The organism is Rubrobacter tropicus (genome assembly GCF_011492945.1).
GTDB classification, from domain to species: domain Bacteria; phylum Actinomycetota; class Rubrobacteria; order Rubrobacterales; family Rubrobacteraceae; genus Rubrobacter_D; species Rubrobacter_D tropicus.
The window spans coordinates 2,931,073-2,954,732 of the sequence record NZ_CP045119.1; the positions used below are offsets into that span (position 1 = coordinate 2,931,073).

Annotated in this window: 24 protein-coding genes and 1 tRNA gene; 11 read left to right on the plus strand and 14 right to left on the minus strand. The window is 67.9% G+C overall.

The annotated features are described in order from the left end of the window. Positions 1-27: 27 nt before the first annotated feature. Both GBA63_RS14765 and GBA63_RS14770 read right to left on the minus strand, forming a co-directional pair. Positions 28-1,788 carry a DUF6077 domain-containing protein gene (locus tag GBA63_RS14765; RefSeq protein ID WP_166177253.1) on the minus strand — a complete coding sequence of 587 codons (1,761 nt, stop codon included), beginning with the start codon at positions 1,786-1,788 and terminating at the stop codon, positions 28-30. 438 nt (positions 1,789-2,226) lie between these two features. Continuing rightward, entirely contained in the window at positions 2,227-3,750 is a 1,524-nt protein-coding gene (locus GBA63_RS14770) for an arylsulfotransferase family protein (protein WP_166177255.1), read from the minus strand. A 186-nt stretch (positions 3,751-3,936) separates the two neighbouring features. Between GBA63_RS14770 and GBA63_RS14775 the strand changes: the two genes are divergently transcribed. After that, the gene (locus GBA63_RS14775; protein ID WP_166177257.1) at positions 3,937-5,508 is read left to right on the plus strand and encodes an AarF/UbiB family protein; all 1,572 of its coding nucleotides are present in this window, start codon (positions 3,937-3,939) and stop codon (positions 5,506-5,508) included. A 45-nt stretch (positions 5,509-5,553) separates the two neighbouring features. Here the strand turns inward: GBA63_RS14775 and GBA63_RS14780 are convergent, their stop codons facing one another. After that, a complete protein-coding gene (locus GBA63_RS14780) occupies positions 5,554-6,789 on the minus strand; it encodes a hypothetical protein (RefSeq protein WP_166177259.1) in 1,236 nt (411 codons plus the stop codon). Between the two features lie 401 nt (positions 6,790-7,190). Here GBA63_RS14780 and GBA63_RS14785 point away from each other — a divergent pair, with 401 nt between their 5' ends. Beyond that, complete coding sequence (locus tag GBA63_RS14785) at positions 7,191-7,667, plus strand: flavin reductase family protein (protein WP_166177261.1); 477 nt, start codon at positions 7,191-7,193, stop codon at positions 7,665-7,667. Between the two features lie 74 nt (positions 7,668-7,741). Further along, positions 7,742-8,140, plus strand: coding sequence for a type IV pilin protein (locus GBA63_RS24195; RefSeq protein ID WP_166177263.1), 399 nt, complete (start codon positions 7,742-7,744; stop codon positions 8,138-8,140). A 273-nt stretch (positions 8,141-8,413) separates the two neighbouring features. Here GBA63_RS24195 and GBA63_RS14795 read toward each other — a convergent pair whose 3' ends face one another. The 3 genes from GBA63_RS14795 to GBA63_RS14805 all read right to left on the minus strand — a co-directional run bounded on the left by GBA63_RS14795 (position 8,414) and on the right by GBA63_RS14805 (position 10,005). After that, positions 8,414-8,614: a hypothetical protein gene (locus tag GBA63_RS14795; protein WP_166177265.1), complete on the minus strand. Its 201-nt coding sequence runs from the start codon at positions 8,612-8,614 to the stop codon at positions 8,414-8,416. Between the two features lie 258 nt (positions 8,615-8,872). Continuing rightward, a complete protein-coding gene (locus tag GBA63_RS14800; protein ID WP_166177267.1) occupies positions 8,873-9,091 on the minus strand; it encodes a hypothetical protein in 219 nt (72 codons plus the stop codon). 164 nt (positions 9,092-9,255) lie between these two features. Further along, positions 9,256-10,005, minus strand: coding sequence for a carotenoid biosynthesis protein (locus GBA63_RS14805; RefSeq protein WP_166177269.1), 750 nt, complete (start codon positions 10,003-10,005; stop codon positions 9,256-9,258). A gap of 21 nt (positions 10,006-10,026) precedes the next feature. Between GBA63_RS14805 and GBA63_RS14810 the strand changes: the two genes are divergently transcribed. Genes GBA63_RS14810 through GBA63_RS14820 form a run of 3 tightly spaced genes read left to right on the plus strand, consistent with a single transcriptional unit; the run spans position 10,027 to position 13,486 of the window. Then, positions 10,027-10,896 carry a UbiA family prenyltransferase gene (locus tag GBA63_RS14810; RefSeq protein WP_228282129.1) on the plus strand — a complete coding sequence of 290 codons (870 nt, stop codon included), beginning with the start codon at positions 10,027-10,029 and terminating at the stop codon, positions 10,894-10,896. After that, positions 10,893-12,305: a phytoene desaturase family protein gene (locus GBA63_RS14815; RefSeq protein ID WP_166177270.1), complete on the plus strand. Its 1,413-nt coding sequence runs from the start codon at positions 10,893-10,895 to the stop codon at positions 12,303-12,305. Before GBA63_RS14810 ends, GBA63_RS14815 begins: the two co-directional genes overlap by 4 nt. A 44-nt stretch (positions 12,306-12,349) precedes the next feature. Further along, the gene (locus GBA63_RS14820) at positions 12,350-13,486 is read left to right on the plus strand and encodes an aminotransferase class V-fold PLP-dependent enzyme (protein ID WP_166177272.1); all 1,137 of its coding nucleotides are present in this window, start codon (positions 12,350-12,352) and stop codon (positions 13,484-13,486) included. 215 nt (positions 13,487-13,701) lie between these two features. On the opposite strand, the gene GBA63_RS14825 is transcribed toward GBA63_RS14820, so the two are convergent. Beyond that, positions 13,702-15,165, minus strand: coding sequence for a sulfatase family protein (locus tag GBA63_RS14825; RefSeq protein ID WP_166177274.1), 1,464 nt, complete (start codon positions 15,163-15,165; stop codon positions 13,702-13,704). 237 nt (positions 15,166-15,402) lie between these two features. Between GBA63_RS14825 and GBA63_RS14830 the strand changes: the two genes are divergently transcribed. Further along, on the plus strand, positions 15,403-15,897 hold the full coding sequence (locus GBA63_RS14830) for a calcium-binding protein (RefSeq protein ID WP_166177276.1): 495 nt from the start codon (positions 15,403-15,405) through the stop codon (positions 15,895-15,897). A gap of 94 nt (positions 15,898-15,991) precedes the next feature. Here GBA63_RS14830 and GBA63_RS14835 read toward each other — a convergent pair whose 3' ends face one another. The 4 genes from GBA63_RS14835 to GBA63_RS14850 all read right to left on the minus strand — a co-directional run bounded on the left by GBA63_RS14835 (position 15,992) and on the right by GBA63_RS14850 (position 19,877). Further along, positions 15,992-16,651 carry a hypothetical protein gene (locus GBA63_RS14835; RefSeq protein ID WP_166177278.1) on the minus strand — a complete coding sequence of 220 codons (660 nt, stop codon included), beginning with the start codon at positions 16,649-16,651 and terminating at the stop codon, positions 15,992-15,994. Beyond that, positions 16,644-18,164, minus strand: coding sequence for an MDR family MFS transporter (locus tag GBA63_RS14840; RefSeq protein ID WP_166177280.1), 1,521 nt, complete (start codon positions 18,162-18,164; stop codon positions 16,644-16,646). The genes GBA63_RS14835 and GBA63_RS14840 overlap by 8 nt, the downstream gene beginning before the upstream one ends. A 68-nt stretch (positions 18,165-18,232) precedes the next feature. Continuing rightward, the gene (locus GBA63_RS14845) at positions 18,233-19,372 is read right to left on the minus strand and encodes an FAD-dependent monooxygenase (protein WP_207956814.1); all 1,140 of its coding nucleotides are present in this window, start codon (positions 19,370-19,372) and stop codon (positions 18,233-18,235) included. Between the two features lie 109 nt (positions 19,373-19,481). Further along, a complete protein-coding gene (locus GBA63_RS14850) occupies positions 19,482-19,877 on the minus strand; it encodes a response regulator (protein ID WP_166177284.1) in 396 nt (131 codons plus the stop codon). A gap of 224 nt (positions 19,878-20,101) precedes the next feature. Between GBA63_RS14850 and GBA63_RS14855 the strand changes: the two genes are divergently transcribed. Next, on the plus strand, positions 20,102-21,334 hold the full coding sequence (locus tag GBA63_RS14855; protein ID WP_166177286.1) for a 4-hydroxy-3-methylbut-2-enyl diphosphate reductase: 1,233 nt from the start codon (positions 20,102-20,104) through the stop codon (positions 21,332-21,334). Between the two features lie 186 nt (positions 21,335-21,520). On the opposite strand, the gene GBA63_RS14860 is transcribed toward GBA63_RS14855, so the two are convergent. Together GBA63_RS14860 and GBA63_RS14865 are read right to left on the minus strand one after the other, a co-directional pair. Beyond that, positions 21,521-21,730 carry a hypothetical protein gene (locus GBA63_RS14860; RefSeq protein ID WP_166177288.1) on the minus strand — a complete coding sequence of 70 codons (210 nt, stop codon included), beginning with the start codon at positions 21,728-21,730 and terminating at the stop codon, positions 21,521-21,523. Continuing rightward, positions 21,727-22,125, minus strand: a complete 399-nt coding sequence (locus GBA63_RS14865; protein ID WP_166177290.1) for a roadblock/LC7 domain-containing protein — start codon at positions 22,123-22,125, stop codon at positions 21,727-21,729. Before GBA63_RS14865 ends, GBA63_RS14860 begins: the two co-directional genes overlap by 4 nt. Positions 22,126-22,238: 113 nt before the next feature. On the opposite strand from GBA63_RS14865, the gene GBA63_RS14870 reads away from it, so the two are divergent. Both GBA63_RS14870 and GBA63_RS14875 read left to right on the plus strand, forming a co-directional pair. Beyond that, positions 22,239-22,310, plus strand: a tRNA-Val gene (locus GBA63_RS14870). 191 nt (positions 22,311-22,501) lie between these two features. Next, on the plus strand, positions 22,502-23,035 hold the full coding sequence (locus tag GBA63_RS14875) for a hypothetical protein (protein WP_166177292.1): 534 nt from the start codon (positions 22,502-22,504) through the stop codon (positions 23,033-23,035). Here the strand turns inward: GBA63_RS14875 and GBA63_RS14880 are convergent. Continuing rightward, a complete protein-coding gene (locus GBA63_RS14880; protein WP_166177294.1) occupies positions 23,032-23,487 on the minus strand; it encodes a site-specific integrase in 456 nt (151 codons plus the stop codon). The two genes, GBA63_RS14875 and GBA63_RS14880, sit on opposite strands and share 4 nt — an antisense overlap. On the opposite strand from GBA63_RS14880, the gene GBA63_RS14885 reads away from it, so the two are divergent. After that, on the plus strand, positions 23,405-23,620 hold the full coding sequence (locus tag GBA63_RS14885; protein ID WP_166172276.1) for a hypothetical protein: 216 nt from the start codon (positions 23,405-23,407) through the stop codon (positions 23,618-23,620). The genes GBA63_RS14880 and GBA63_RS14885 overlap by 83 nt on opposite strands. Positions 23,621-23,660 lie beyond the last annotated feature (40 nt).

Sequence of the window (23,660 nt, forward strand, 5' to 3'; positions counted from 1 at the left end):
CGGTCGCTGGCTGTCAGCCGTCAGCTTTCAGCCGTCGGCTTTTTGTGGCGGGGTCATTGTAGCCACTGGCGTGGTTCCGATCTTCTGGAGGTCCACTTTGTAGAGGTCGTATCTGTTGCTCGGTTCTTTTGTTGGGGTGAAGCCGTTTAGCCTGTTTAGTGCGGCGTCGAGGGGGGTGTCTTCGTTGACCATCACGTAGTCGACCCGGTGGCGGCGGAGGATCTCGACGCCGGTTCGGATGTCGGTACCGGCGAAGAACTTTCTTACGTCTACGGCACCCTGGGGAACTTCGATCTGGCCCGGCACCCGCTTTTCGAGCCTGGGGAGGGCGTTCAGGACCAGGCCGCCCCTACGGCTCACCACGTTCGCCTCGGGGGAGTAGGCCGGGATTCGGGCGCCCAGGAGGTCGGAGGCGAGGACCACGGTCGGGGTCTTGATCTCGTCCCGGAACCAGGGGTAGATCGGGTCGACGGGATAGAAACCGGAAGCCCGGGAGTCCTCCTTGTGCTCCAGGATGGGCTCAAGGCCCTCGGACGCCGCGGGCACCGCCGCGAGCGCCAGAACGACCACCAGCAGGGGCGGCAGCGCTTGGGCCAGGAGAGGCTGAAACCGCGTATTCTCGGATCGGGCCGCTATCCACCGGATCGCCTCCCAGAGAAGCCAGCCGAAGGCCAGCAGGGTCGCGAGCGGGATCGGCCAGGCGAGGCGCCAGATCTGGCCCGGAAGGACCACGTTGTCGCCGAGAAAGGTCGCCACGGGGGGCGCGTAGACCGCCACGGTCGTGAGTATCATGGTCCCGAGCAACAGTTGCGCCGCGACGCTCTTCTGTACGCGCCAGAGCAGGAACGGGACGCTCGTCAGGAAGGCGACGGCTATAACCGGGTCGAGCAGGAGCGAGGGGTGCATCATGTACGAGCCGTCGGCGAACTCGAAGATGCGGGCCCGCTCGGGGCTCACGAAGATCATGTTCCGGAGCACGTCCGGGTCGCCCGAGTTTATGTCCGAGTCAGCCAGGACGTCGGTGAGCGGCTGGCCGGTCAGGATCGGGACGAGCGCCGCCGGAACGGCCACGACCAGGAGCCCCGCGAGGCCCATGGCCGAGACCCTCGACCAGGCAACCCGGCTGCGCGGGTTGGAGGCCAGGTGCAGCACGCCGAAGCCCGCCATCGAGAGCCCGATGGTTGCGAAGCCTATCGGGTGGACGGCGACCACGGCGCAACAGACGAACGCGAAGCAGGCGAAGTACCGCCACTTCCCCCCCTCCAGAAAGGCCGCCGCGAAGGCGAGCGCTATCGGCAGGAACAGGAACTTCGTCGCGAGCTTGTCCTCTGGCAGGCGCTGCAGGAACTCGCCCCCGAAGGTGAAGCGGGTCTGGCCGAGGTGGACCAGAAAGAAGAGCGAGTAGAGGCAGCCGCAGAAGAGCGCGGCCCTCTCGCTCTTCAGGAGCAGGCGGGCCAGAGCGTAGAACGCGAGCAGCGCCACGACTACCAAGAACGGGTTCAGGTAGGAGAAGACGAGGTCGACCAGATCGATCCCGGAGATTCTCGTCAGGGCCGCCTGCTCGACCAGCCAGCCGTTGATCCTGGCCCGCGAGAGCCCCACTTCGCCGCCGAAGAACGGCTCGGCCGACGCGAGCCCTCCCCCTCCCAGGTACTCCCTGACCCAGGCCAGGTACACCCAGATGTCCCCGTAGGAGCTCGGGGCCGTGATCCTGGCGACGTAGGCCAACACCCCGACCAACGCGAGGAACGGGACCCACATGATCCCACCCGCTCCGGGGCGCTCCACTCCGCCCCGCCCTCTTCCGCCCGCCGGCCAAACCCCCACCCCGTCAGCGCCCCGAAGGCTGCGACGAGCAACGAGACGGCGACCACCGAACCCGTGGCCCACAAATAGGCTCCCAGGCTGGCCTGGACGATAAGCATCGGCACCGCGAGGAGCGCGAAGGCCCCAATGCTGAGGACGAGACCGGCGGGCGCCAGGGCGACGCCCGAGAAGGAATCGTTCAGGAACCAGCGCGCCAGCAAGACGCCCGGCGCCAGGAACAGGATCAACGCGCCGGCCACCATCAGGCCGGGGAACGCGGCGAGGACGTCCCGCAGAAACAGCACCACGACGAAGGCCGCGCCGCCCAAGAGCGCGACGGCGGCCTCGAAGAGACGCAGGCGGAACGAGGCCTTGCCCATTATCCTTCCAGGCCGTCCCGTGGGTCGTTATCCGGGACGATCAAGAGTTCCCCGCCCGACGCCTGTCCACCCCGACCGCGACCGGAGAGCCGATCCCCCGTCCAGAGCCGTCCTCGGCCTGCACGCCGACGTAGGCTTCTGCGGTGCGCGTCCGGATAACGGTCTCGAACCCGTGACGGGGTACGGTGTCCAGGACTTCCAACTCGTCGGGGCTGGGACCCGCGAACACCCGCCAGGAGGTCATCTCCGTGGCACCGTTCCAGCTCGCGTAGAGCATGACTTCGCCCTCGCGCCCGGCCTCCACCGCCACGGAGGGGGCGTCGTCCGGCCGGCCGCTCCACGGCAGCCGGAATGCCCGGTACGACTCGCCCCAGGGCTCGAACCTGGCGTTGAAGATGAGGTCGCCTTCCCCGTCGAACTCAGACAGGTACGGTTCGCTGCCCCAGCCGACGAAGACGTTGCCGTCGGGCAGCGTCTGCATGTTGCCCTGGGTGTCGGCTATGTGGTCGCCGCCCCCGGGGTACTCGCGCACCAGGGTCGCCTTCATGGCCTCCTCGTCGAGTTCCAAGACCATCCCGCGGGAAAGGTCCCCCTCGTCCTTCGGGCCGTAGTTGTCGAAGAGGGTGATCGTGCCGTCGGGCTGGCGTCGGGCGTCGTGCTGGTAGACGAACTCCGTGCCCTCCCCCATCTCGAAGTCGCTCTTCTCGCCGCCCAGGCGCCAGATCACCTCGCCGCTTTTGCGGTCGATCTTGTAGACCGTCGAGGTCCTGCGGGCCGAGATCAGCCAGTTCTCGTCCCGATCGACGTCTATGGAGTTTATGTGGAAGTAGTCGAAGCGGTTGGTCGGGTCGTTTATCGGCTCGTAGAAGGACTCGCCCACGTCGACGTGCTCCAGGCTGTGCCACTCGAAGAGGACCTCGCCGGTCTCTATGTCTATCTCCTGGGCTACGCCGTCCATGACGAGACCGTCCTTCGGTCCGCCGTAAGGGGACAGGTCGTAGGGGGTCTCGGCGTAGATCGTGATGAGGGCCGTGTCCCGCGTGGTGATGAGGAACTCGTGGTGGTCGCCGGGGTAGCCGTTGCCGGCCTTGAAGCGCTTCACTTCCCGGTAGGAGTCGTCGAAGATGACGTACTCGCCGTCCCCGAAGCCCCCGTGAACGCCCCCCCACCAGGTCAGGACGGGCCTGCCCTTGTAGGTCTGGGCCCGGAAATTCATGACGTCCGGCTTACCGGGCGGGGCGGGGCGGAACCACACGGGGTGGCCTTCGTTGTCGAGGATCATGGGCCCGTCCTGGCCCGGCCCCTCTTCGTCCGGGTCCTTTTTCGGGGCGAGAAAGATGTACCCGGGCGAGATCCCACGCCCGCTCTTGAGGACTTCGACAGCGGGCGGATGCAGGTCGGGCCGCGAGCGGAAGGTCCACGCTCCCCCGGGCCTGGGCACGGACGATGCGGTCGCCTGCGGGCCCCCGGTCAATTGGCAGCCCGCCACCCCGGCGAACGCTATGCACGCCAGGCCCGCCGCCGCGGTCCCTAGAAACTGCCGCCTCGTGCTCCTCTCACCCAATAAACCGTTCCTCTCCTGATCTTCCGTACACGCCTTCGGGCGCCGGCGCCGCGCAACTATACGTCAACCTCCGGCGAAACGGGCGCCGGGAGAGTTTACGCTGCCGCGGCGGAGCCTGCGAGCCCCGGTGGGCATATTACCCGTCCTCGCCGGGATTTGGCCCCCGCGGGCTGATAAGCTTGCAAGATGGAGAAGGTCACGGGCGGCCCACCCGAGAGCCCAACCCGCAGGGCGGCCAGGATCGCACGGGTCGGGGCCCGCTACGGCTTCGGCTTCGTGTTCGGCAGCCGCCTCTCCCGCCGAAAGGCCGACACGGGCCGCATCGGCCCCCGGCTCCGCCTCTCCCTGGAGGAACTCGGCCCCACGTTCGCCGAGTTCGGCCGCTTCCTCTCCGCCCGCGGAGACCTGATCCCACCCGACGTCGCGGCCGAGCTGGGCCGCGCCTCCGTCAGGGTGAACCCGATTCCCTTCCCGGAGGTGCGCGCCCTCCTGGAAAGGGAGCTCGAGAACACGCTGGAGCGCCTCTTCTTGCGGTTTGATGAGGTTCCGGCGCGCGTCGGGCCCTTCACCCAGGCTCACCGGGCGATGCTGCCGGGGGAGAGGCCGGCGCTCGTGGTGCTCGACAGGCCCGGCATCCGGCGGGACCTGCTGGCGATGCGCCCGGTGGCGGACGTGACGCGGCGCCGGATCGGCGACAGCCTCCCCCTCGACCCGGCCCTCTCCGTGGCCGAGTTCATAGTCCACGTCAACCACCGCAGGGACATGTACTTCGCCGCCAGAACCTCCCACCGCCTCCGCGAAATGGGCGGCTTCGCCCTCCACGTACCGCAACCCTACAGGGGCTACTCCACGGGCCGCTGCATAACCTTCGAGGCACCGGCCGAGCCGGCGGACCCGGACGAAGCCCAATACGGCGAGGTCGCGGAAGCGCTCGTCCGCCTGGCGCTCTCGGAGGGCATCTTTCTGGCCGACGTCTCGCCGGGCCGCTTCGCCGTGGACGGCCCCACGAACAAGGTCTGGCTCTCGGACCCGACGGAGGTCTTCTCCCTCGACCCCGAGAGGCTGCGCGGGGTGGCCGAGGTGTTCGCGGCCGTCGGGCGCGGGGACGTGGACGGGGTAACGCGCGCCCTGCCGCTCGCCGGGGGGTCGGTCCCCGGCGACGACACCGACCTGCGCCGCGAGTTGCGGGAGACGCTCGGTTCCCTGGGCGGGCCGCTGTGGGAGGAGCATTCGCTCGCCCAGATCCGGGCCCGCGGCCTGGAGGCCCTCCGCCGCGGCGGCGCCAAATTGCACGTAGAGGCGGCGGGGATGGCCCACTCGGTGGCGGCGGCGGAGGGGTTGTCCGGCAAACAGACGCGGGCCGCGGCGGAGGCTGTCGGGGGGCTCGTCTCGCGCTACAGGGACCCGGCCTACGTCATCGCCAGGACGGCGCGCAGGCTGGCCCAGCCCGACGCCTTCGCGGACTACCCGCGCCAGGTCCACGCCCTCCTGAACGAGCTCAAGGATGGTGAGGTCGAGGTGCGCTTCCGCCACGCGGGGCTGGACGACCTGATCGGACGCGTGGACATCCTCGCCAACCGCCTGGTCTTCGCCCTCCTGATAGCCGCCCTTATCATCGGCTCTTCGATGCTAGGCATCTTTGTCGAGGGCGGCCTGCAACTGCTCGGCGTTAGCGTCTTCGGCCTCGTCGGTTTCGTCTTCGCCGCCGTCCTCGGCCTGCTGCTCCTCGTCGGCATTATCCGCTCGGGCAGGCTGTAGTCGGCCAGCACGCTGCTTCGCAGCTTTCAGCATTTCAGCCCGGGGCTACCTGGACGAGAACTTCCAGGTCTGGACGCCGAGGTTCCCGGCGGCGTCGGTGGCCGAGATCTTGACGGCCTTTCCGGCGGAGAGGTTTAGGGCCTTGTAGGTAAAGATGTTGCCCCTGAAGGAATACTTCGTGGCCGGCACCTGCTTCCCGCCGACGGTGAGGCGCAGGTTCTTCTTCGTCAGCACCGAGTTGTCCCTGACCGACGCCTCGATGGTCCTGGCGCTGTTTGCGACCTTCGCCTCGTTCTTTATGGAGAGGGTCCTGACGGTCGGCCTGACGGCGTCGACTTTCCAGCGGTGGATCGCCGGGGTGGCATCGACGTTGCCCGCCCCGTCGACCGCCCGGACGCGCAGGGCGTGGGACCGGCTGCGCAGGTCGATGAGGCTGTCGTCGGCGTCGCAGGACTTGAAGGCCGCCCCGTCCAGGCTGCACTGGAAGGTGGAGCCCGCCTCGCTAGATGAGAACCGGAAGGCCGCGGACGTGCGGTTCACGAGCTTTTTCGGCCCGGAGAGTATGGACGTCTCGGGCGGCGTGGCGTCCGTGATCTCGACGCTCTTGCGGTACTCGGCGGAGCCGCCGTCCTTATCCGTCACCCTGGCGAGGACCTCCCTCTGTCCGGGCTCGGAACCGGAGTCGCAGGTAACTCCGGCGGCGCTCCCCGGCGCCCCGTAACCGGTGCCGTCACCGCAGTCGAAGGCGTAGAGGAGCGCACCCGCATCCTCCCGGCTCGGGTCCGAAGCGTCTTTCAGGGAGACGTCGAAGGTACCGTCCTCTTTGGCGGAGTCGGGGGCGTCCAGGACGGCGGTCGGGGCCACGTTCGAGACTGCGAGGTCGAAGGTCGCGCTCTCCGGATCTTTCCCGCCGGCGATGCGGTCGGCGGTTATGGTAACGGTCTTCTCTGCGGGGCCGTCACCGGGCTCGTAAGACCACGACCAGGTGCCCGCGTCGCCCTCCTCTTGCACGACGGTCCCGACGTCGGCCGAGATCTCCGTGGCGTAGCCGGCGTCGGCGAAGGTCCCGCCGTTGGTGGCGGTTCCACCCTCCTCGACGGCCACCACGGCCTTGTTCAGAGACAGAACCGGGTCCGCCGCCCCCGCCGGCCCCACGAGCGCGCCATACTGGAGAACAAGCGAGGCAACGAAAGCGGCGGCCACCGCGGCAGCGATCCTGGCCAACCCCCGGTTTCGCCCGCCGGCCCCGCCACCACCATACCCAAAGATCCCCACAGACATCGCGTTCCCACCCTCCTACAGACAAAGATCCCACAAAGAGACACGACCGCCGCGCCCCCACGAAACGAAGGTTAGCCTCGGGCGAGCGCGAACAAATCGCGAATAGTAGTTAACTTTGCATACCCCAAAAAGGCTAGATGGCAGCGAGTGGCAGCCAGTCAGCCCGCTCCGGCTATCGCCTCCGCTTGTCAGCACGCTCCCTGCGGTCGCTTTCAGCCCGTCAGCCAAGTCGTCCGGTCTCGTCACGCCTGGTAGCATCCGAACGGGGTCGCGAACGGCGCGGCCCGGTCACGCCGCAGCGGCAAAAAGCTGACGGGCTGAAAGCGAGGACCGCGAAGCAGTCCGACGCGTGCTGAAAGCCGCGAAGCGGCGGGCTGACAAGCGACGAAGGAGCGAGCTTTATGGAACAGACGCGGAGCGAGATCCTGAAGACGATCCCTTACGGTTTCTACATCACGGGCGTCGTCGGGGCTGACGGCGAGGTCAACGGCTTCACGACCTGCTGGGTCTCGCAGGTCTCGTTCGAGCCGCAGCAGGTGATGGTCGCGGTCCGCAAGGACCAGCACAGCCACGAGTTGATGGAGCAGGGCGGGGTCTTCTCCTTGAACTTCCTGGACACGGAGCAGGAAGACCTGGCCCGTCGGTTCACCCGCCCGCTAGAGTCCGAGAACGGCGCGGTCGGCGGCTCCCCTTACAAGACCGGCGAGACAGGCGCCCCCCTCTTCGAAGAGGCCTTCGCCCACCTCGAATGCCGCGTGGTCGGCAAGCTGGAGGCGGGCGACCACACCGTCTACCTCGGCGAGGTCGCCGCCGCGACCCTCGACCGGCCCGCCGACATCCTGACCGACCTCGATACCCCGATGGAGTACGGGGGATAACCGCCCGCTAAAACCCGCGCCCTCCCCCTCCGATAAACGGACGGAGACAACGTGCCAGGAGAGGCGGGGCGGAAGTGGACGGACATCCGGTCGAAAGAAGATCCATCCGGGAGGCCATCGAGGACGAGCGCGGCTTCACGCTCATCGAGCTACTGGTGGTGGTGATCATCATAGGCGTTCTCGCCGCCATCGCCATACCCGCCTACGTCGGCCAGCAAGACAGGGCCAGAGACACGGCCGCCCAGGCTCAACTGCGGACGGCCGCCACCGCCCAACAACTCTTCTACGCGGAAGAAGACGCCTACGCCGCCACCGCCGCGGGCCTAGCCGGTTACGGTTTCAGGCAGGGAGACCAGGTAGTAACCGTCCGGTCCGGGAACGCCTCTTCTTACTGCATGGACGCGCCAGGAGGCGGCGCAAACGTCTTCAAGATTACCGGCGACACCGGAAAGCCCGAACCGGGCGCCTGTTAGAGCTCCTGAACCGACCGTAAGCGACGCCCCGAAGCCGTCGCGTAGCGGGGAGGGACGACTTTGTTACCATAACCGCGGGCCGGCGACGAACTTGGAGGGGGAGCCGCCGGCCCTCTTTTTCGGTTACGCGCAACTATCTCCGAGATTGCGGACTACGACCCCGAGAGGCGAAGCGTGGGCAAGAAACGCCGCACATTACCGCCGCCTCCAGAGACTGCAGGTGAAGCCCGAAGCTGAAAGCTGACCGCTGAAAGCTGACGGCTAACAGCTAATTCACGCCTGCGCCGCGGGCGGCGGGGCTTCCTCCTGGGTTACCGCCGCCGCCTCCTGCAGCGCCACGTCCGCCGCCAGGCGCAACACCCTGGCGCGGACCGCCGTGGCGTCGTTGCCCACGGCGCCGGCCACCTCTTCGAGATCCTCCGCCGCGGACTCCAGGCGTTCGGCCACCCTATCCGCGAACTCTTCGTGCAACACTGGTGAGGTCCCCCTCGAACGCGGCCTTCACCGGCCGCCTCGTCGCTTGCTGGTCTGGCGTCCGACGCCGGCCCCGGCGACGGCCGGCCCTCACCTTAACCGTCCCGGACGAGGTTTCAAGAGCCCGGAAGCACGAAAACGCCGGCCACCGAGGCGGCCGGCGTGGGCGGAGATGCCCTTCCGTCAAGCGGGTCTATCGGTGCGGCAGGCTAGCAGCGCGCCGCGGGAAACGGCTGGTCGAAAGCCCGGCCCCCGATTCTAGGCGGAGTCCCTGTCCGCCAGCATCTCGCGGACCCGCCGCCCGTCGCGGTGGCCCCGGTAGTACGCCAGCCTCTCCCTGTGTCCTCCCCACTCGGCGAGGTTCGAGTTCGAGAGAAACAACTGCGTGGGCCCGAAACGCCCATCTTCCCAGCCGTTCCTGTATGCCGGATCGTCGCTCCTGATGGCGGCGTCCCTGACCACCTGCTCCTGAATCATCTCCGCTCCTTACGCGCGCCTGCCTTACGCCTGCCCTACGAGCAGCATGTAATCACAACGGATTCACAAATGAAAGACCAGATTTAACGAAATTAAATAATTGTTACGTAACCGCCATATGTAGGATCAATCAAAAATGCGCCTCGCTTCTATTGTGCATTTTGCTACTTCCGACGGGAGCGGAGGTACGAGCGGCGGTGCAGGAAGAAGGCGAAGAGGAGTACGCCGAGCAGGACGGGGAAGATGAGACCGGAGAAGAGGGCGGTGCCGGTCCAGAACGCGGTGGCGAGGATGAGGCTGTCGAGGGAGCCTGGGGGTGGCGGGGTTCGAGGGCGTCCGACGGAGAGGAGCAGGGCGGCGGAGACGGCGCCGGAGACGAGCCAGCCGGCGAAGTTGCTGAGTGGGACGCCGTAGTAGGGGCCGCCTTCGGGCCAGATCCAGAACCCGAGCGCGGTGGCGCCGGGGTCGAGTACGGCGTCGATGCCGACGAGGAGGAGGGCGGAGAAGAGGACGCGCGGGGCGATGCGTCCGGGGGACCACGCGGCGGCAACGGCCCCGATCACGAGCGGGACGTACGTGACGGGCAGGAGGTAGGGCACCAGCCCGAAGAGCTTCGGGCCGAGGGCGTCGCCGTAGAAAAAAGTGCCGTATGGAAACCCCGTCGCAACGCCGATGGACTCGATCGCGTAGGCGAAGGCCGAGACCGTGAGGATCGACAGCAACGCCCTTCGAGGGCCGAGGTGGACGAAGAGGGCCACGAAAGACGGGAAGGCTATAAGGGCCGTGGAGACATAGGAGCCGACGCTAGCGCCCGGCACGTCCGGAAAACGGGTGGCGAAGAAGGCGGCGAAGAAGGCGAGGGCCGAGGCGAGGAGCAGCGGTCGCGGGGTCGGGCGGAAGAGGTGTGAAAGCACGCGCTTATCTTAGAGGGTTCGGTGGGTTTGCGCTGGTATATTTGGGCCGTGATCCGGCGTCTAACTCACATCTCGCGGCCCGTGCTCTGGATCAATACTGTGGGACCGGCGACGGTCGGGATGTGGCTGACCGGCAGCCTCTGGAGTTGGGAGGCGCTGCCGGTTCTGATCTGGCTCACTTTGCCCTTCAACCTCCTGATCTACGGCGTCAACGACGTCTTCGACCAGGAGACGGACGCAAAAAATCCCCGGAAGGGCACCCTGGAGGGCGCCCGCATCGTCCCCGAGGAGGCCTCCCTCATAGCCCGCGGCGTCGTCCTGCTGAACGGCCCGTTCTTGTTGTACTTCCTCTTGATACTGCCCGTCGGGGCGACGCTGTGGATGGCGCTCTACGCCCTGATCTTCGTCGGCTACTCCGTCCCGCCGGCCCGGTTCAAGGCGCGGCCCTTCCTCGATTCCGGGAGCAACGCGGCCTACGCCTTCCCGCTGGTCTTCGTGCCGCTGGCTTTCGGGGCGTCTCCCCTCTGGCCCGCGGCCGTCGGCCTGATGGCGTGGAGCGCGGCCAAGCACACCTTCGACGCCGTCCAGGACGTCGACGAGGACCGCGCGGCGGGCATCGATACGACCGCCGTCCGGCTCGGCCCCTCGGGGGTCGTCCTCTGGAGCGGTTCGCTCTGGGCGGCCGCGACCCTGTGCTTCGCGCTCGTGAACCTCCCCGTGGCCCTCGTCAACGCCGCGATCTCCGGGTACCTGCTCTACGGCCTATACAGGAACCCCACGCCGCGGACGGGACACAGGCTCTACCCCATGTCCATAGCCTTTCCCTACCTGGCCGGGACCGTGGCAGGCGTGCAACTCGTGGGCGCTCTGTCTCTGGGGGCCTACCCGTGAGCCGGGTCGTCGTCGTGGGCGGCGGCCTCGGGGGTCTCGCCGCGGCGGCCCTGCTGGGCCGCGCCGGCCACGCCGTCACGCTTCTCGAAGCGACAGACCGGCTCGGGGGCAAGAGCCGGCGCGTAGAGCTCGACGGACGCCGGGTGGACACGGGCCCGTCCCTGGTCACCTTCCCCGGCGTCTGGGAAGAGCTGCTGCGCCGCTGGGACGCACCGGACGGTCCCGGCGAGGCCGCCGAGGTCGCTTCATTAAAGCTGCGACGGATGCCCGAGGTAGGTCGCTACCACTTCCGGGGCGAGTCGGTCTCGCTGCCGGTAGAGGAGGGCCACCCGTGGCGGGCGGCGTGGGAGCGGTTCGCCCGCACCCACGGCGGCCTCGGTCCCCAGGTAACGAAGCTCCTCACGGCCGACCCCACCGACCGCCGGACACTCCCTGCGCTCGGCGGGCTCCTGCGGGCCTACGGGGCCAGGCTCACGACCCGCTCCTACCTCGACGGGCTCCGGTGGATGCCGGACGGTCTGCGCGAGGTCATAGCCATCCACACCCTCAACGCCGGGGTCTCCCCGGAAAGGACCCCGGCCCTCTACGCGAGCATGCCGGCCGTGATGGCCCACGACGGCGTCTTCGCGCCCGAGGGCGGCGTCTACGAGATCGTCCTCGCCCTGGAGCGTCTCGCCCGCCGGGCCGGGGTCGAGGTGCGAACCGGCGAGCCCGCGCTCTCCATCTCTGCCGGCAAAGTCCTCACCGCCGAGGAAACATATCCGGCGGACGCCGTCGTGGGTGCCCTGGATGCAGGCCGGCTGGAAGGACTGCTCGGGTCCGGCAAGGCTTCCCGGCGCAGGCTCTCGTGCTCGGGGGTGGCGGTGTACGCGGCGCTCAAGGAAGAGTTGCCGGGGTCCGTTCCCCCGCACAGCGTCGTGCTACCCTCCGACCCTGCGGCGCTCCACGCTAGCCTGGAGGCGGGAGGAGAGCCCGGGGAGACTATGGCTTTCGTCAACCATTACGGGGCGGGCGAGGTATATCCGAACGGTGGGGATACGCTCGCGCTTCTGCTCACCGCGCCGGCCAACGGCAGGGAGTACGGGCTGGAAGATCCGTTCGTCGAGAAGGAGATCGGGCGCATCTCGGAGGCCGTCGGGCTGCCGGGCCCGGCCACGGAGTACTTCGGGGAGCACCTCGTTTTGCATCCCAGGTACTTCGGAGGGTGGGGAAGCGTCGGCGGGGCCCTTTACGGGGAGGCGCGGCCTTTCTGGATGAGCGGCCCGTTACACCGGCCGCGGTACAACGAGCGGCGGCGTCCGTGGCTCTGGAGGGTCGGGGCGAGCGTGCATCCGGGGGGCGGGATACCGGCCGTGCTCGGGGGGGCCATGATCTCGACGGGCAGGCTGCTCCGGTTTCTGGCTAAATAGGCCGTGCAAGGCCACCTGTCGCGACGCCGAAGGGACCGGTCGATATGAACCTCGGAGATCAACGCGGCCTGTTCGAGGTGCCGGGGGAGATCTCCTACCTCAACTGCGCCTACATGGGACCCCTTCTGCGCGAGGCGCGCGAGATCGGGGAACGCTCCGTGGGCCGCAAGTCGCGCCCGTGGGAGGTAACGCCGGACGATTTCTTCGAGGATGCCGAAGAGGCCCGCGCGCTCTTCGCCCGGCTCGTCGGCGGCGCCGCCGACGGCGTAGCAATCGTCCCCTCCGTAAGCTACGGGATGGCCGTCGCCACGGCCAACGTCCCGGTAGAGCGGGGAGAGAACGTCCTGATCCTGGAAGACCAGTTCCCCTCCAACGTCTACCCGTGGCGCGAACTGGTCCGCAGGAAGGAGGCGAACCTCGTCGTCGTCCCGCGCCCCGGCGACCACGACTGGACGCGCGCGGTGCTCGAACGGCTGGACGGGCGGACCGCGGTCGTGGCCGTGCCGAACTGCCACTGGACGGACGGGTCGTTGCTCGACCTCGCGGAGATCGGGCGCCGGGCGCGGGAGGTCGGGGCGGCGCTCGTGGTCGATGGCATCCAGTCGGTCGGGGCGCATCCTTTCGACGTCGGGGGGGTGAGGCCGGACTTTCTCGTCGCGTCCTCGTACAAGTGGATGCTCGGGCCGTACGGGGTCGGGTTCATGTACGTGGGCGAGGAGTATCGGGAGGGCGAGCCGGTTGAGCACAACTGGATTAACCGCCGCGGCAGCGAGCAGTTCTCGCGCCTCGTCGAGTACAGGGACGACTTCCAGCCCGGCGCCCGGCGTTACGACGTCGGCGAGCGGAGCAACTTCGTCCTGCTGCCGATGGCTATAACCGCCCTGCGGCAGATACTCCGGTGGGGCGTCGGGAACGTCTCGGAGACCATCGGCGGGCTGACCGACCTCATCGGGGAAGAGGCACGCGGGCTCGGCGTCGGGACGGTCCCGAAGGAGAGGCGGGCGCGGCACATGGTCGGGCTGCAGCTCGGCCCCGACGCCCCCGAAGACCTCGCCGCCCGGCTGGCCGCCGAAAACGTCTTCGTCAGCGTGCGCGGCGACAGCGTCCGCGTCTCTCCGCACCTGTACAACACGGAAAGAGACGTGGAACGCCTCTTCGCGGCGCTCGCGAAGGCCCTGTGATCCCGCATTGCGAAGTATCCAGGTAGGGACGTTTGTCCGGGTCTAAGACGGTTTGCAAAGAGGGTGAACCTGCTTGCGAAGCTATCAGCGGTCGGCTCTCAGCTTTCAGCCAAGAACAAAAAGCAGATAGCTGAGAGCGGAGGCGGAGCCGGAGCGGGCTGATTGCTGATGGCGCGGTTTCAAGAAGCAATCAGCTCCTTGAAACCGCTCTAGTGTTACGGGTTTTCGGCCTCTGTGCAGGTTTGTCCGGCGCAGTTTTCGAGGGCTTTCAGGTCTTGCTTGATCCCTGGCGGCGCGGCGTCGGGGCGGTTCTGAAGCTGGTATGGGTCATGGGCGAGGTCGTAGTATTCTTCTTCGCCGGTTGCGTACCTGACGTAGACGTCGTCTTCGCGGCGCACGCCGGAGTAACCGGGCCTTTTCTGACGCTGGTGGTTGGCGCCCTCGATGAGCAGCGACGAGCGCCAGTCTTCGGGGGCCGTGCCGTCGAGAAACGGGGTGAAACTGCGGCCGTCCATCCACTCGGGCGGGGAGAGCCCGGCCAGATCTAGGACCGTGGGGGCGATGTCCGTGTTCGCCACCAGGCCGTCGAAGGTCTTGTTTTCGGAGACCCCGGGGCCCCTCACCACGAACGGGACCTCGTGCGCCTCGGTGTACGGGGTCCATTTCTCGCCCCTTATGCGGTGAAGGCCCATGTGGTAGCCGTTGTCCGAGGTGAAGATCAGGTACGTATCGTTCAGCCGGCCGGCGCGGGAGAGGGCCGCGACGACGTCGCGGCTCAGGTCTTCGAGCGTGAGCGCCCCCCGCATCCGCGCGCCGTGGTGCCGGTCGAACCGGGCCACCTCGCGTTCTTTCAACGGGGCCTTTTCGCGGATCCAGGCCGGTTTGTCCGAGACGTCGGCCTCGTCGAAGGAGGGCGGCCTCGGCGCCCGCGCCCGCGGGTACGCGTCCTCGTGGCGCTCCGGCGCGACGAGCGGCGTGTGGGTATCCCAGGGGGATATGTGCATGAAGAAGGGTTTCGAAGAACCCCGCTGGTCTCCTATGAACTCCGTGGCCTTGCCGGAGAGCCAGTCCGTACGGTGGCCCTCCATGTCGTTGACCACCCCGTCCTGGAACGCTATGTCCGGGCTCAGGTAGGCCTGCCAGTGGTCCCAGCCGGGCGGCACGTACCCGAGCCACCCGCCGTCCTCCTCGAAACCGTTGAGGTACTTGCCGCCGAACCAGGTCTCGTACCCGTCGTCTCGCAGGACCGTGGCGAGGGTTTCGTCCTCCAGACCGCTCTCCCTGAAAAACTTCGCTCCTCCGCCCGGTTCGTCGTTGCCGTTGTTGATCAGGCCGGTGTTGTGCGAGTACTGGCCGCGGAAGATCGAAGCCCTGGAGGGGCAGCACAGCGAGGTGGTCGCCAGGGCGTTCGTGAAGCTGGTCCCCTCGGGCGTCCAGGCCGAGTCGAGCGTCGAGCGGTGGAAGGCGGCCCGGTCGAGGTCGTCGGCGAGGATTACCACGACGCTCGGCCTTCCGGCCGGTGCCGCGCCCACAGGGTCAGCGGGGTCGGGCTCCGCGGCCCGCCCGGCCTTCGTCTCTTCCCCGCAAGCAACGGGCAGGACGAAGAGCAAGGCCAATACGAAGGCCGCCGCCAACCCACGCGCCGGCCCGCAGCCGTCAATGCATAGAACCTGCTTCAAGACAAGCAAAGCCTACCACGGGGCGCGCAAGGGCCGGGGCTACCCTCCGGCGCCCGCGCATTCGATGCCGGGCCGGGGGAGGAGCCCGTGGCCCGTCGCGGGGCGGCGAACCATCCAAAAGGACGATCCGAATCATCCGTTGGGGGGAGACGGGAAGGGACCGCGTAAAGTAACATGCGTTATCGGACGAGATCCTGGCCGCGCCACAGTGCCCGGCAGACGAGGGAGGAGTTGGGAATGAAGAGGACGACACTGCTGGCGGCCACGATGCTGACGGCGCTCTTGATGGCGGCCGGGACGGCGCTCGCGGCGGAGATGATAGGGTCGCCGGCGAACAACAGAATCGGGGGCACGGAGAACGGGGACGTCATCTCGGCCCGCGGCGGGGACGACACCGTCTTCGGTCGGGGGGGCAACGACGAGGTCTACGGCCAGCCCGGGATGGACGACCTCTCCGGCAACGCGGGCAACGACGACCTGTACGGCGGCAGCGGCAACGACATCCTCCGCGGCGGCGACGGGCAGGACGACGTCTACGGCGGCGACGGCACCGACAGGCTCACCGGCGGCGAAGGCACCGACGAGCTCTCCGGCGGGAACAACAACGACATCATTAACGCCGACGGCGGCGGACTCGACCTCGTCAACTGCGGCCTGGGAACCGACGACCGGGTGCTCGCCGACCCCAACGACGGCGTGAACGGCGACTGCGAGAGGATAAGCAGGAGGTAGCAGGTCTAGAGCTATCAGCTTTCAGCAAGGGCAAGAAGCTGGTGGCTGGTGGAGCAGGGTGTAGAGAGCCGGGGCCTAATGTGGCCCCGGCTCTCTATGTTGCTGGGCCTATGAGCTCTTCCAGCGGCACGGCGTCCGTGAGGCCCGTCCCGGGGTCGACGACGGCGTATTCGGCACCGGCCTCGCGGGCGACGAGGGCGTGCCGGCGGAGGCCTTCGGGGTCTTCGATGGTACCGAGGCTGCCTGGTAGGCCGAGGTGGGAGGCGGCCTCTCTGAAGGCGCGGGCGCCTTCGGGGGATCCGAAGAGGGCGGCCACCAGGATCTCGCCCCCCTCCACCTCGACGGAGATGAGCGGCGCCTCCCCCCCCTCGTCGGAGAAGACGTAGAGGGGGAACGGGATCTCCCTGGCCCTCTCGGCGGCCTTGCGGGCCACGTCTTCGGCGTAGAAGAGCCCGACCCCATCCCCGCTGACGAGCAGCAAGAAGTCCATCCCGGAGAGCGCGAACGCCTCGACTTCCCCCCAGCCCGAGAGCTTCCCGGGCTCCGAACCGGCCAGGCTCTCCATACCGTGCGACGCGGCCCCGGCGGAGAACTCTCCCGCGAGCTCCCTGTCCGAGAACAGGGCGGCGACCCGCGCCTCCTCCCCGCCGACCTCCGTCTGCTGGGCGACGTCTTTGCCGTCCGGGCCGACCAGCTTGAAGAGCGGCGGGCTCGGGAGTTTGTCGAGGGTAAGCTCCCGGCCGGGATCAGCCACCCCTGGCACCTCCTCGTACGAGGTCCCCCGCTGCGCCCCGGGGGAAGAACATCGCAGCCCCCAGGCTGGCGAGGCCGAAGACGAGCAGCACCCAGAACGCCGGCGAGAGCGCGGCCGCCAGGGCCCCCGAGAGCTCCGCGTAGGCCGCTTCGGGGACGCGGGAGCGCACGGCGGGCTGCAGCAGGGCGTTCGGGTCCGAAAGCAACCTTCCGAGGGCGGCGTCGCCGTCCGTGACCCGCCCGACGGCGGCGTCGTAGCGTTCGCCCAGGGAGGCGTTGAGCAGCGCGCCCATCACGGCGACGCCCAGGGACCCTCCGACCGTCCTGAAGAAGACGACCGAGGAGGTCGCGACGCCGCGCCGCCGCCAGGGCACGGCGTTCTGCACGCTCACCAGGTAGCTGGTGCTAGAGAATCCGAGCCCGAGCCCTATGGTAACGACCGCGGTGACGACGTAGGCGAGCGAGGTGCCCCTGTCCATCGGGACGCACAGGGCGGAGCCTGCGGCGATCAGGGCGGACCCGAGCAGGAGCGTCGTGCGGTAGCCGGTCCTGAGCAGCATCCGTCCGCCGACGAACGACCCGACGGGCCAGCCTATGGACAGAGAGGCAACCACGGCCCCGGCCGTTAGGGCCGTGCCGCCGAGCGAGCCCTGCACGAAGAGCGGCACGTAGACGGAGACGCCGAGCAGGACCCCGCCCATCGCCAGGTTCCCGGCCGCCGAAACGGAGAGGATCCTGTCCCGAAAAAGATCCAACGGGACAACGGGGTCGTCGGCCCGCCCCTCGACGAACACGAAGAGGACGAGCGTCGCGGCGCCACCGACGAAAAGTGCCATGGAACCGGCCGAAAGCCCCGTACCGCCGCCACCGAGCAGGGCGAGCAGGACCGCGACGAGCCCGCCGGTCAGCAGCGCGGTGCCGAGGTAGTCCACCTTGCGTGGGCGGCGCTCGAACGACTCGGTAAGGGCGAGGGCGAGGAGGACGGCCGCCACGAGGCCGAAGGGGATGTTTATGTAGAACACCCAGCGCCAGGAGACGAGGTCGGTCAAGAGGCCGCCGACGGCCGGGCCGAGGATCGCGGAGATCCCCCACACAGCCCCGAACAACCCTTGAATGCGCGCCCGCGCCTCGAGCTCGAAGATGTCGCCCACGATGGTGATCGCCACGGGCTGCACGGCGCCCGCCCCGAGCCCCTGCAAAGTCCTGAACGCTATGAGCGCCGCCATGCTCTGCGAGGTTCCCGCGAGCACGCTGCCAAGCAAAAACAGGAAGATCCCGGCCAGGTAAACGGGCTTTCTGCCGTAGGTGTCCGAGAGCTTGCCGAAGACGGGTCCCGTCACGGTCGCGGCCAGCAGGTACGAGGCGAAGGCCCACGGGTAGAGCGAGAGCCCGCCGAGCTCGCCGATGATCGTCGGCATCGCGGTCCCAACAACCGTCGCGTCCAGGGCCGCCAGGAACGTCCCGATAAGCGTGGCGAGCACCACGAGCGTCTTGCGCCGCCTGCTGAACCCCAAGGCTAAGAGTTTTGTTCGGGCGTGATCACGAAAGAGAGATCATAGCATCGGACGCCGGGGGTACAGTGTCATACCTCGTACCCCACCACGGGTTCGAGTTGGCGGAGCTGGGCGCGCGCGAGCAGGTGCTTGAACGCCGCGTCGCGCAGCCGGCACGCCAGGGAGTTCTCCAGTTGGAAGAACCACCGCCCTGCGAGCCGGGAGCTGCGCTGTATCCGGGCGGTCCGCGCCGCGCGCCGACGCTCGTAGAGTCTCAGGGCGTCTTCGGCGGGACCTTGTGCCAGGCACCGGGCGAGCACCACCGCGTCCTCCACGGCCTGGCACGCGCCCTGGCCGAGGTTCGGCGTCATCGGGTGGGCCGCGTCGCCCAGCAGCGTTACCCTACCCTCGCCCCACACCTCCCCGAGGGGCTCCCTGTCGTAGATGTCGGTACGCAGGATCTCTGCCTCCTCCGTGGCCCCGACCGCCTCCGGCGCGGGCCCGTACCAGCCCCGCAGGCGCTCCAGAACGTCCCTCTTGCGCCCCGCTGGGCCGTCCCCCTCGCCCTCGGGCGCGTTCTTGGTCAGGTACCAGTAGAACCGGCCGCGCCCGATGTTCGCGAGCCCGAACTCCGACCCCCGCCCCCAGAGGCCCAGGTCAGCCCCTTCGGGCACGAGCTCGCGGCCCGGCTCGACGACGCCGCGCCAAGCGGTGAACCCGGCGTAGCGGGGCCGGGCTTCGCCGTGCAACTGCGACCGGACGGCGGAGAAGAGGCCGTCGGCCCCCACGAGGAGGTCGCCCCGCTCCTCCCGGCCGTCGGCGAAGTGGGCGATCACCTCCCCGGCGCCGTGCTCGAAGCGGACGAGCCTCGCCCCGGTCCGGACCGTCCCGGCCGGAAGCGCGGAGAGGAGGGCCGCCTGGAGATCCGCCCGGTGAAGAGCGAGGCTCGCGTCGCCGAACCGGCGCATCTCCTCCGCGGAGAACGAAGAGAGCGGAAGCCCGCGCCAGGAGCGGACCTCGCCCCCGATCTCCGCCCCCAGGCCCCGAACGGCCTCGCCGAGGCCGATGCGGTCCAGGGCCTTCACCGCGTTTGCCCAGAGCGAGATACCGGCCCCCACCTCCCCAAGCTCACCCGCGCGCTCGAAGACCCGAACGTCCGACCCCGCGCGGCGGAGGGCGATGGCCGCCGTCAGCCCGCCAATACCACCGCCCACCACGACCGCCCTCAAACCCGCAAGCCTCCTCGATTCGTGCGGAATAAGCATAGGTCAGCGGCAGGAACGCCGCCGTGAACCGTTTACTCAGTAGACCGCGGAGGGTGTCCGGGCCGGGACGCTGTTACCTGATGAGCGAGCGCGGCTTGACGAGCTCGCGAACGGTGGAGACGAGCTCCTCGCCAGAGAAAGGCTTGCGCAGGACGCGCACGCACCCGTGCGTCCGTTCCGCGAGGGCCCTGCCGGCCGGGTCCTTCTTCGCGGCCATAAGGACGACCGGGATCTTGGACGTCTTCGGCATCGCTTTGAGGCAGTGGCAGGCCTCGACGCCGCCGACCTGCGGCATGGAGACGTCCATAACGATGAGGTCGACCCTGCGGCCCAGCGCCTCCTGAAGCGCCCTCTGCCCGTCCGTGGCCACGACCACCCGGAAACCCTCATCGGTAAGGGCCTCCGTGGCGAAATCCAGCACGACGGGGTCGTCGTCGGCGAGCATAATAGTCTGTTTTCCTCTGTCCACGGCGCGTTATTTTACACCCAAAAGGGAGTAGCGGTCAGCCATCAGCCATCGGCTTTCAGCCAGTACTTCTCCGGCCTCATCCCGCCCGTGAGAGAGGCACAGTGCGCGGCGCGTGGCCTTGTGACAACTTTCCTGGAATCGGGGCCCCGCCTGTTAAAATAGGAAGCGAAAACTCCAACCGGAAGCTGACGGCTGACCGCTGAAAGCTGAAAGCTACTAACGAGGTGTTCGTGACGGAGCAGAGATACTTTCGCAAGGGTTTCAAAATGCGCGACGAGGTGCAGCACCTTCTCGACCGCGACTACCGCTCCGAGGCCGTTGACCGGGTGCGCGAGAACGGCAACGTGCTCTCCGTGGACGGGCTCACGATACGCCTGGCCGACGAGTTCGGGTTCTGCTACGGGGTGGACCGGGCGGTCGACTACGCCTTCCAGACCCGCGAGAAGTTCCCGGACAGGCGCATCTTCATAACGGGGGACATGATCCACAACGCCTCCATGAACGACCGCCTGCGCGAGATGGGCATAGAGTTCCTCTCCACCGGCTTCGACGGCCCCACCGAGGAAGCCTTCGACCGCCTCTCCCCCGAGGACGTGGTCCTGCTGCCGGCCTTCGGCGCCCCCATAGACTGGGTCGAGAAGCTCCGCGAGAAAGAGTGCGTCGTGGTCGACACCACCTGCGGCTCGGTCCTCTCCGTCTGGAAGCGCGTCACGCGCTACGCCAAAAAAGAGTTCACGAGCATCATCCACGGCAAGTACTACCACGAGGAGACCAAGGCCACGGCCTCCCAGACCCTCAAGGACGGCGGCAACGGCCGCTACCTCATAGTGCGCAACCTGAAGGAGACCGCCTACGTAACGGAGTTCATCCTGGGCCGGATGACGGCCGCCGAGCTCACGGAGAAGCTCGCCCACGGCATGAGCCCAGGCTTCGACCCCGAGAGGGACTTGCAGCGCGTCGGCGTCGCCAACCAGACGACTATGCTGATGAGCGAGACGCTCGCGGTCGGTGAGGAGCTCAGAAAGGCGATGGCCGAGCGCTACGGCGAGGAGAACATCTCCGAGCACTTCGAGCTCTTCGACACGATCTGCTCCGCCACCCAGGACCGCCAGGACGCGCTCTTCGAGCTTCTGGAGCAGCCGCTCGACGTGATGGTCGTCATCGGGGGGTACAACTCCTCCAACACGAACAACCTCGCGATCATCGCAGACGAGCGGGTACCTAAGAGCTACCACATAGCGAGCGGCGACTGCATCGAGGGCGGCACCATCCGCCACAAACCGGCCCACACCCCCCTCGACGCCCGCGAAGAGGTGGCGGAGACGGGCTGGCTCCCCGAAGGCCCCGTCCGCATCGGCCTCACCGCCGGCGCCTCGACGCCGAACTCCCAGATAGGCCTCGCCATAGGACGCCTCCTCGAAGCGCGCGGCCTCCCGCCCGAAGCAGCGCTTCGCTAGTCAGCACGCGTCGGGCCTTCGGCCCTCGCTCTCAGCCTGTCAGCTTTTCGCCGTGCGAAGCACGACCGGGCCACGCACCGCGCGACGGTTCGGGTGTCGCGAATCGCGACGCCCACAGACGACTGGCTGACGGGCTGAGAGTCCCCGACAGGGGGCATGCTGACGAGGCGCGAAGCGCACGTGCTGCTACACTCCCGTTTCGACCAGTTTGCGGGCTATGTCCGCCAGTTCTTCGCCTTGCGGGGTGTCGGAGGCGAAGGAGTGCATGGAGCCGTCGTCGAAGGTGATCTGGGCGACGTCCGAGGCGGCGGCGCTCTTGCGTGCGTAGCCCCGCAGGGCGACGACGCCGCCCGCCAGGGCGCCGAGGATCAAGAGCCTCCCGAAGAGTTTCTTCACGACCGACCTCCCCCCTGCATAGCCTTCTCGACGTCCCCTTTGGCGTTCCGCATATCGTAGAGTACGAGGCCGACCCGCGCGTCGGGGCCGGTGGTGGCGGCGAGCGCGCCGCCGTCGAGCCGGACGAGGAGGAGGTGCCCATCCTCGGTGTCGACCCTCACCTGCGCGGCGTGATCCTTGCCGTTCCCCTTCGCCGCCCTATCGGCCAGGTTCGACACCGCCGCCAGCATGGCCGCGACCCGTTCCCGGTCCACGCCGGGGGCGTGGGAAGAAGAGAGCAGGGCGCCGTCCTTCGCGAGCACCGCGCACGAGGACATATCCCCCGAGAGAGCCCGAAGGTCCGCCAGGACGCGGTCCAGATCCCCCCCGGAACCGACCTTTTCGCTTTCCGTCACAAGACCTCCATTACCAGCCTACCCGTCGGAGCGCGCATTATAACGGATGCGGGAGAAGGGCCCGCCCCGTCGCTTCACAGCCGTCTCAGAGGATGGTATATTCGTCCTTCCACGGGCGATTAGCTCAGCGGGAGAGCGCTGCCTTCACACGGCAGAGGTCGCTGGTTCGAAACCAGCATCGCCCACTCTCTAAGGCCGATACCTAAGCCAAAAACGCAAACTCCTCGTCAAAGGCGGAGCACCTTGTGCAGCAACCGTGCAGCAACGCGGGCCAGGACAGTCCATCTATGCCCTGAGTTCACCCGTGTCTGGGCCTGACGACCCGCGGCTCTGGGATCCAATATCGGACGTTACGAGGAAGGAACGCACCTACCTCTTGGGCGTGAGCACGGCGGGCATAGTGGTCGTGCGCACGGGCCTGATACCGTCGGAGATCACCACGCTTGGCATCAGGTTTGCGCAGGCTGATCGAGCATCACTGCTGACCGTGCTCGCGCTGGTGGTCCTCTACTTCCTCGCGGCCTTCGGCGTCTACGCGTTCTCCGATTTCCTGGCCTGGCGCAGCGCCTTCGCCGAAGACCTGCGGAGGAAAAACAGAGAGCGGCTACAAGCCAGACGCGACAAGATGGAAGAGGATCTACGTCGCATAGACGCCGACTTGCCCCCGATCTACTTCGACCCTCAGGAGGGACCGGCGATTAAGCGCGGCGACGGCACCCTGAAGGGGGATCTGGAGGCGCAGCTGGAGTACATGCTCCGTTTCTCGGAAGAAGATCTCGAAAGGATGCTCGCGATCAAGTATAGGGTCGCGTTCGCCATGGTCGGCCCCGCCTCAGTCGTCAGGGCCGCCTTCGAGTTCCTGCTGCCCGCACTTGTGGCGCTGTACGCGTTCTCAGTGCTGTGGTTCTAGAGTGACGACAGCGCCTCCTCTAGGGCCTTGGCTGCCTTCTCCTGCATGTCTGGCATGAGGTGCGAGTAGACGTCCAGGGTGATGCTCACCGAGGCGTGCCCGAGCATCTCCGAGACGATCTTCGGGTTGACGTTCTTGGAGAGCAGGAGCGTTGCGCAGGTATGGCGGAGGTCGTGGAAGCGGACCGGTCTGAGCCCCGCCTTCTTCAGGAGCGGCTTCAGCGAACGGTTGCGGAGGTTCGAGGGGTTGATGATGGTCCCGGCCTCCGTGGCAAAGACGAGGCCCCCCGGCCGGTAGAGGGACCCCATCCGCTCCATCTCCTCGAGCTGGCGAGCGAGGTGGCCCCGTAGCGCCTCAACCGCGGCGCCCGTGAGCCTGATGACCCGGCGGCTGTTCTTGGTCTTCGGCTCCCCGGTGGCGTATAGCGGCGTCGTCCTCCTCGAGCTGCACAACCCCGACGCCGACCCGCCCGACGCCGTGGAGGTGGAATACCTGGACGCCGAAGGCGGGCCCGGCCCGTGCGTGGTCTACTCGCCCGACCTCTCGCGGGTCATTTCGCACCACCCCGGCTACAACGCCCCGTGACGCCCCTACATTGGTGTCGCCTCGCGCGTGCGTGCGCGTT

What these genes read in the sequence shown, in the direction of transcription:
- GBA63_RS14800 (WP_166177267.1), bottom strand. Translation starts at nt 9,091, where the DNA reads ATGATTCAGGAGCAGGTGGTCAGGGACGCCGCCATCAGGAGCGACGAT.
- GBA63_RS14830 (WP_166177276.1), top strand. Translation starts at nt 15,403, where the DNA reads ATGAAGAGGACGACACTGCTGGCGGCCACGATGCTGACGGCGCTCTTG.
- GBA63_RS14785 (WP_166177261.1), top strand. Translation starts at nt 7,191, where the DNA reads ATGGAACAGACGCGGAGCGAGATCCTGAAGACGATCCCTTACGGTTTC.
- GBA63_RS14780 (WP_166177259.1), bottom strand. Translation starts at nt 6,789, where the DNA reads ATGTCTGTGGGGATCTTTGGGTATGGTGGTGGCGGGGCCGGCGGGCGA.
- GBA63_RS14775 (WP_166177257.1), top strand. Translation starts at nt 3,937, where the DNA reads ATGGAGAAGGTCACGGGCGGCCCACCCGAGAGCCCAACCCGCAGGGCG.
- GBA63_RS14820 (WP_166177272.1), top strand. Translation starts at nt 12,350, where the DNA reads ATGAACCTCGGAGATCAACGCGGCCTGTTCGAGGTGCCGGGGGAGATC.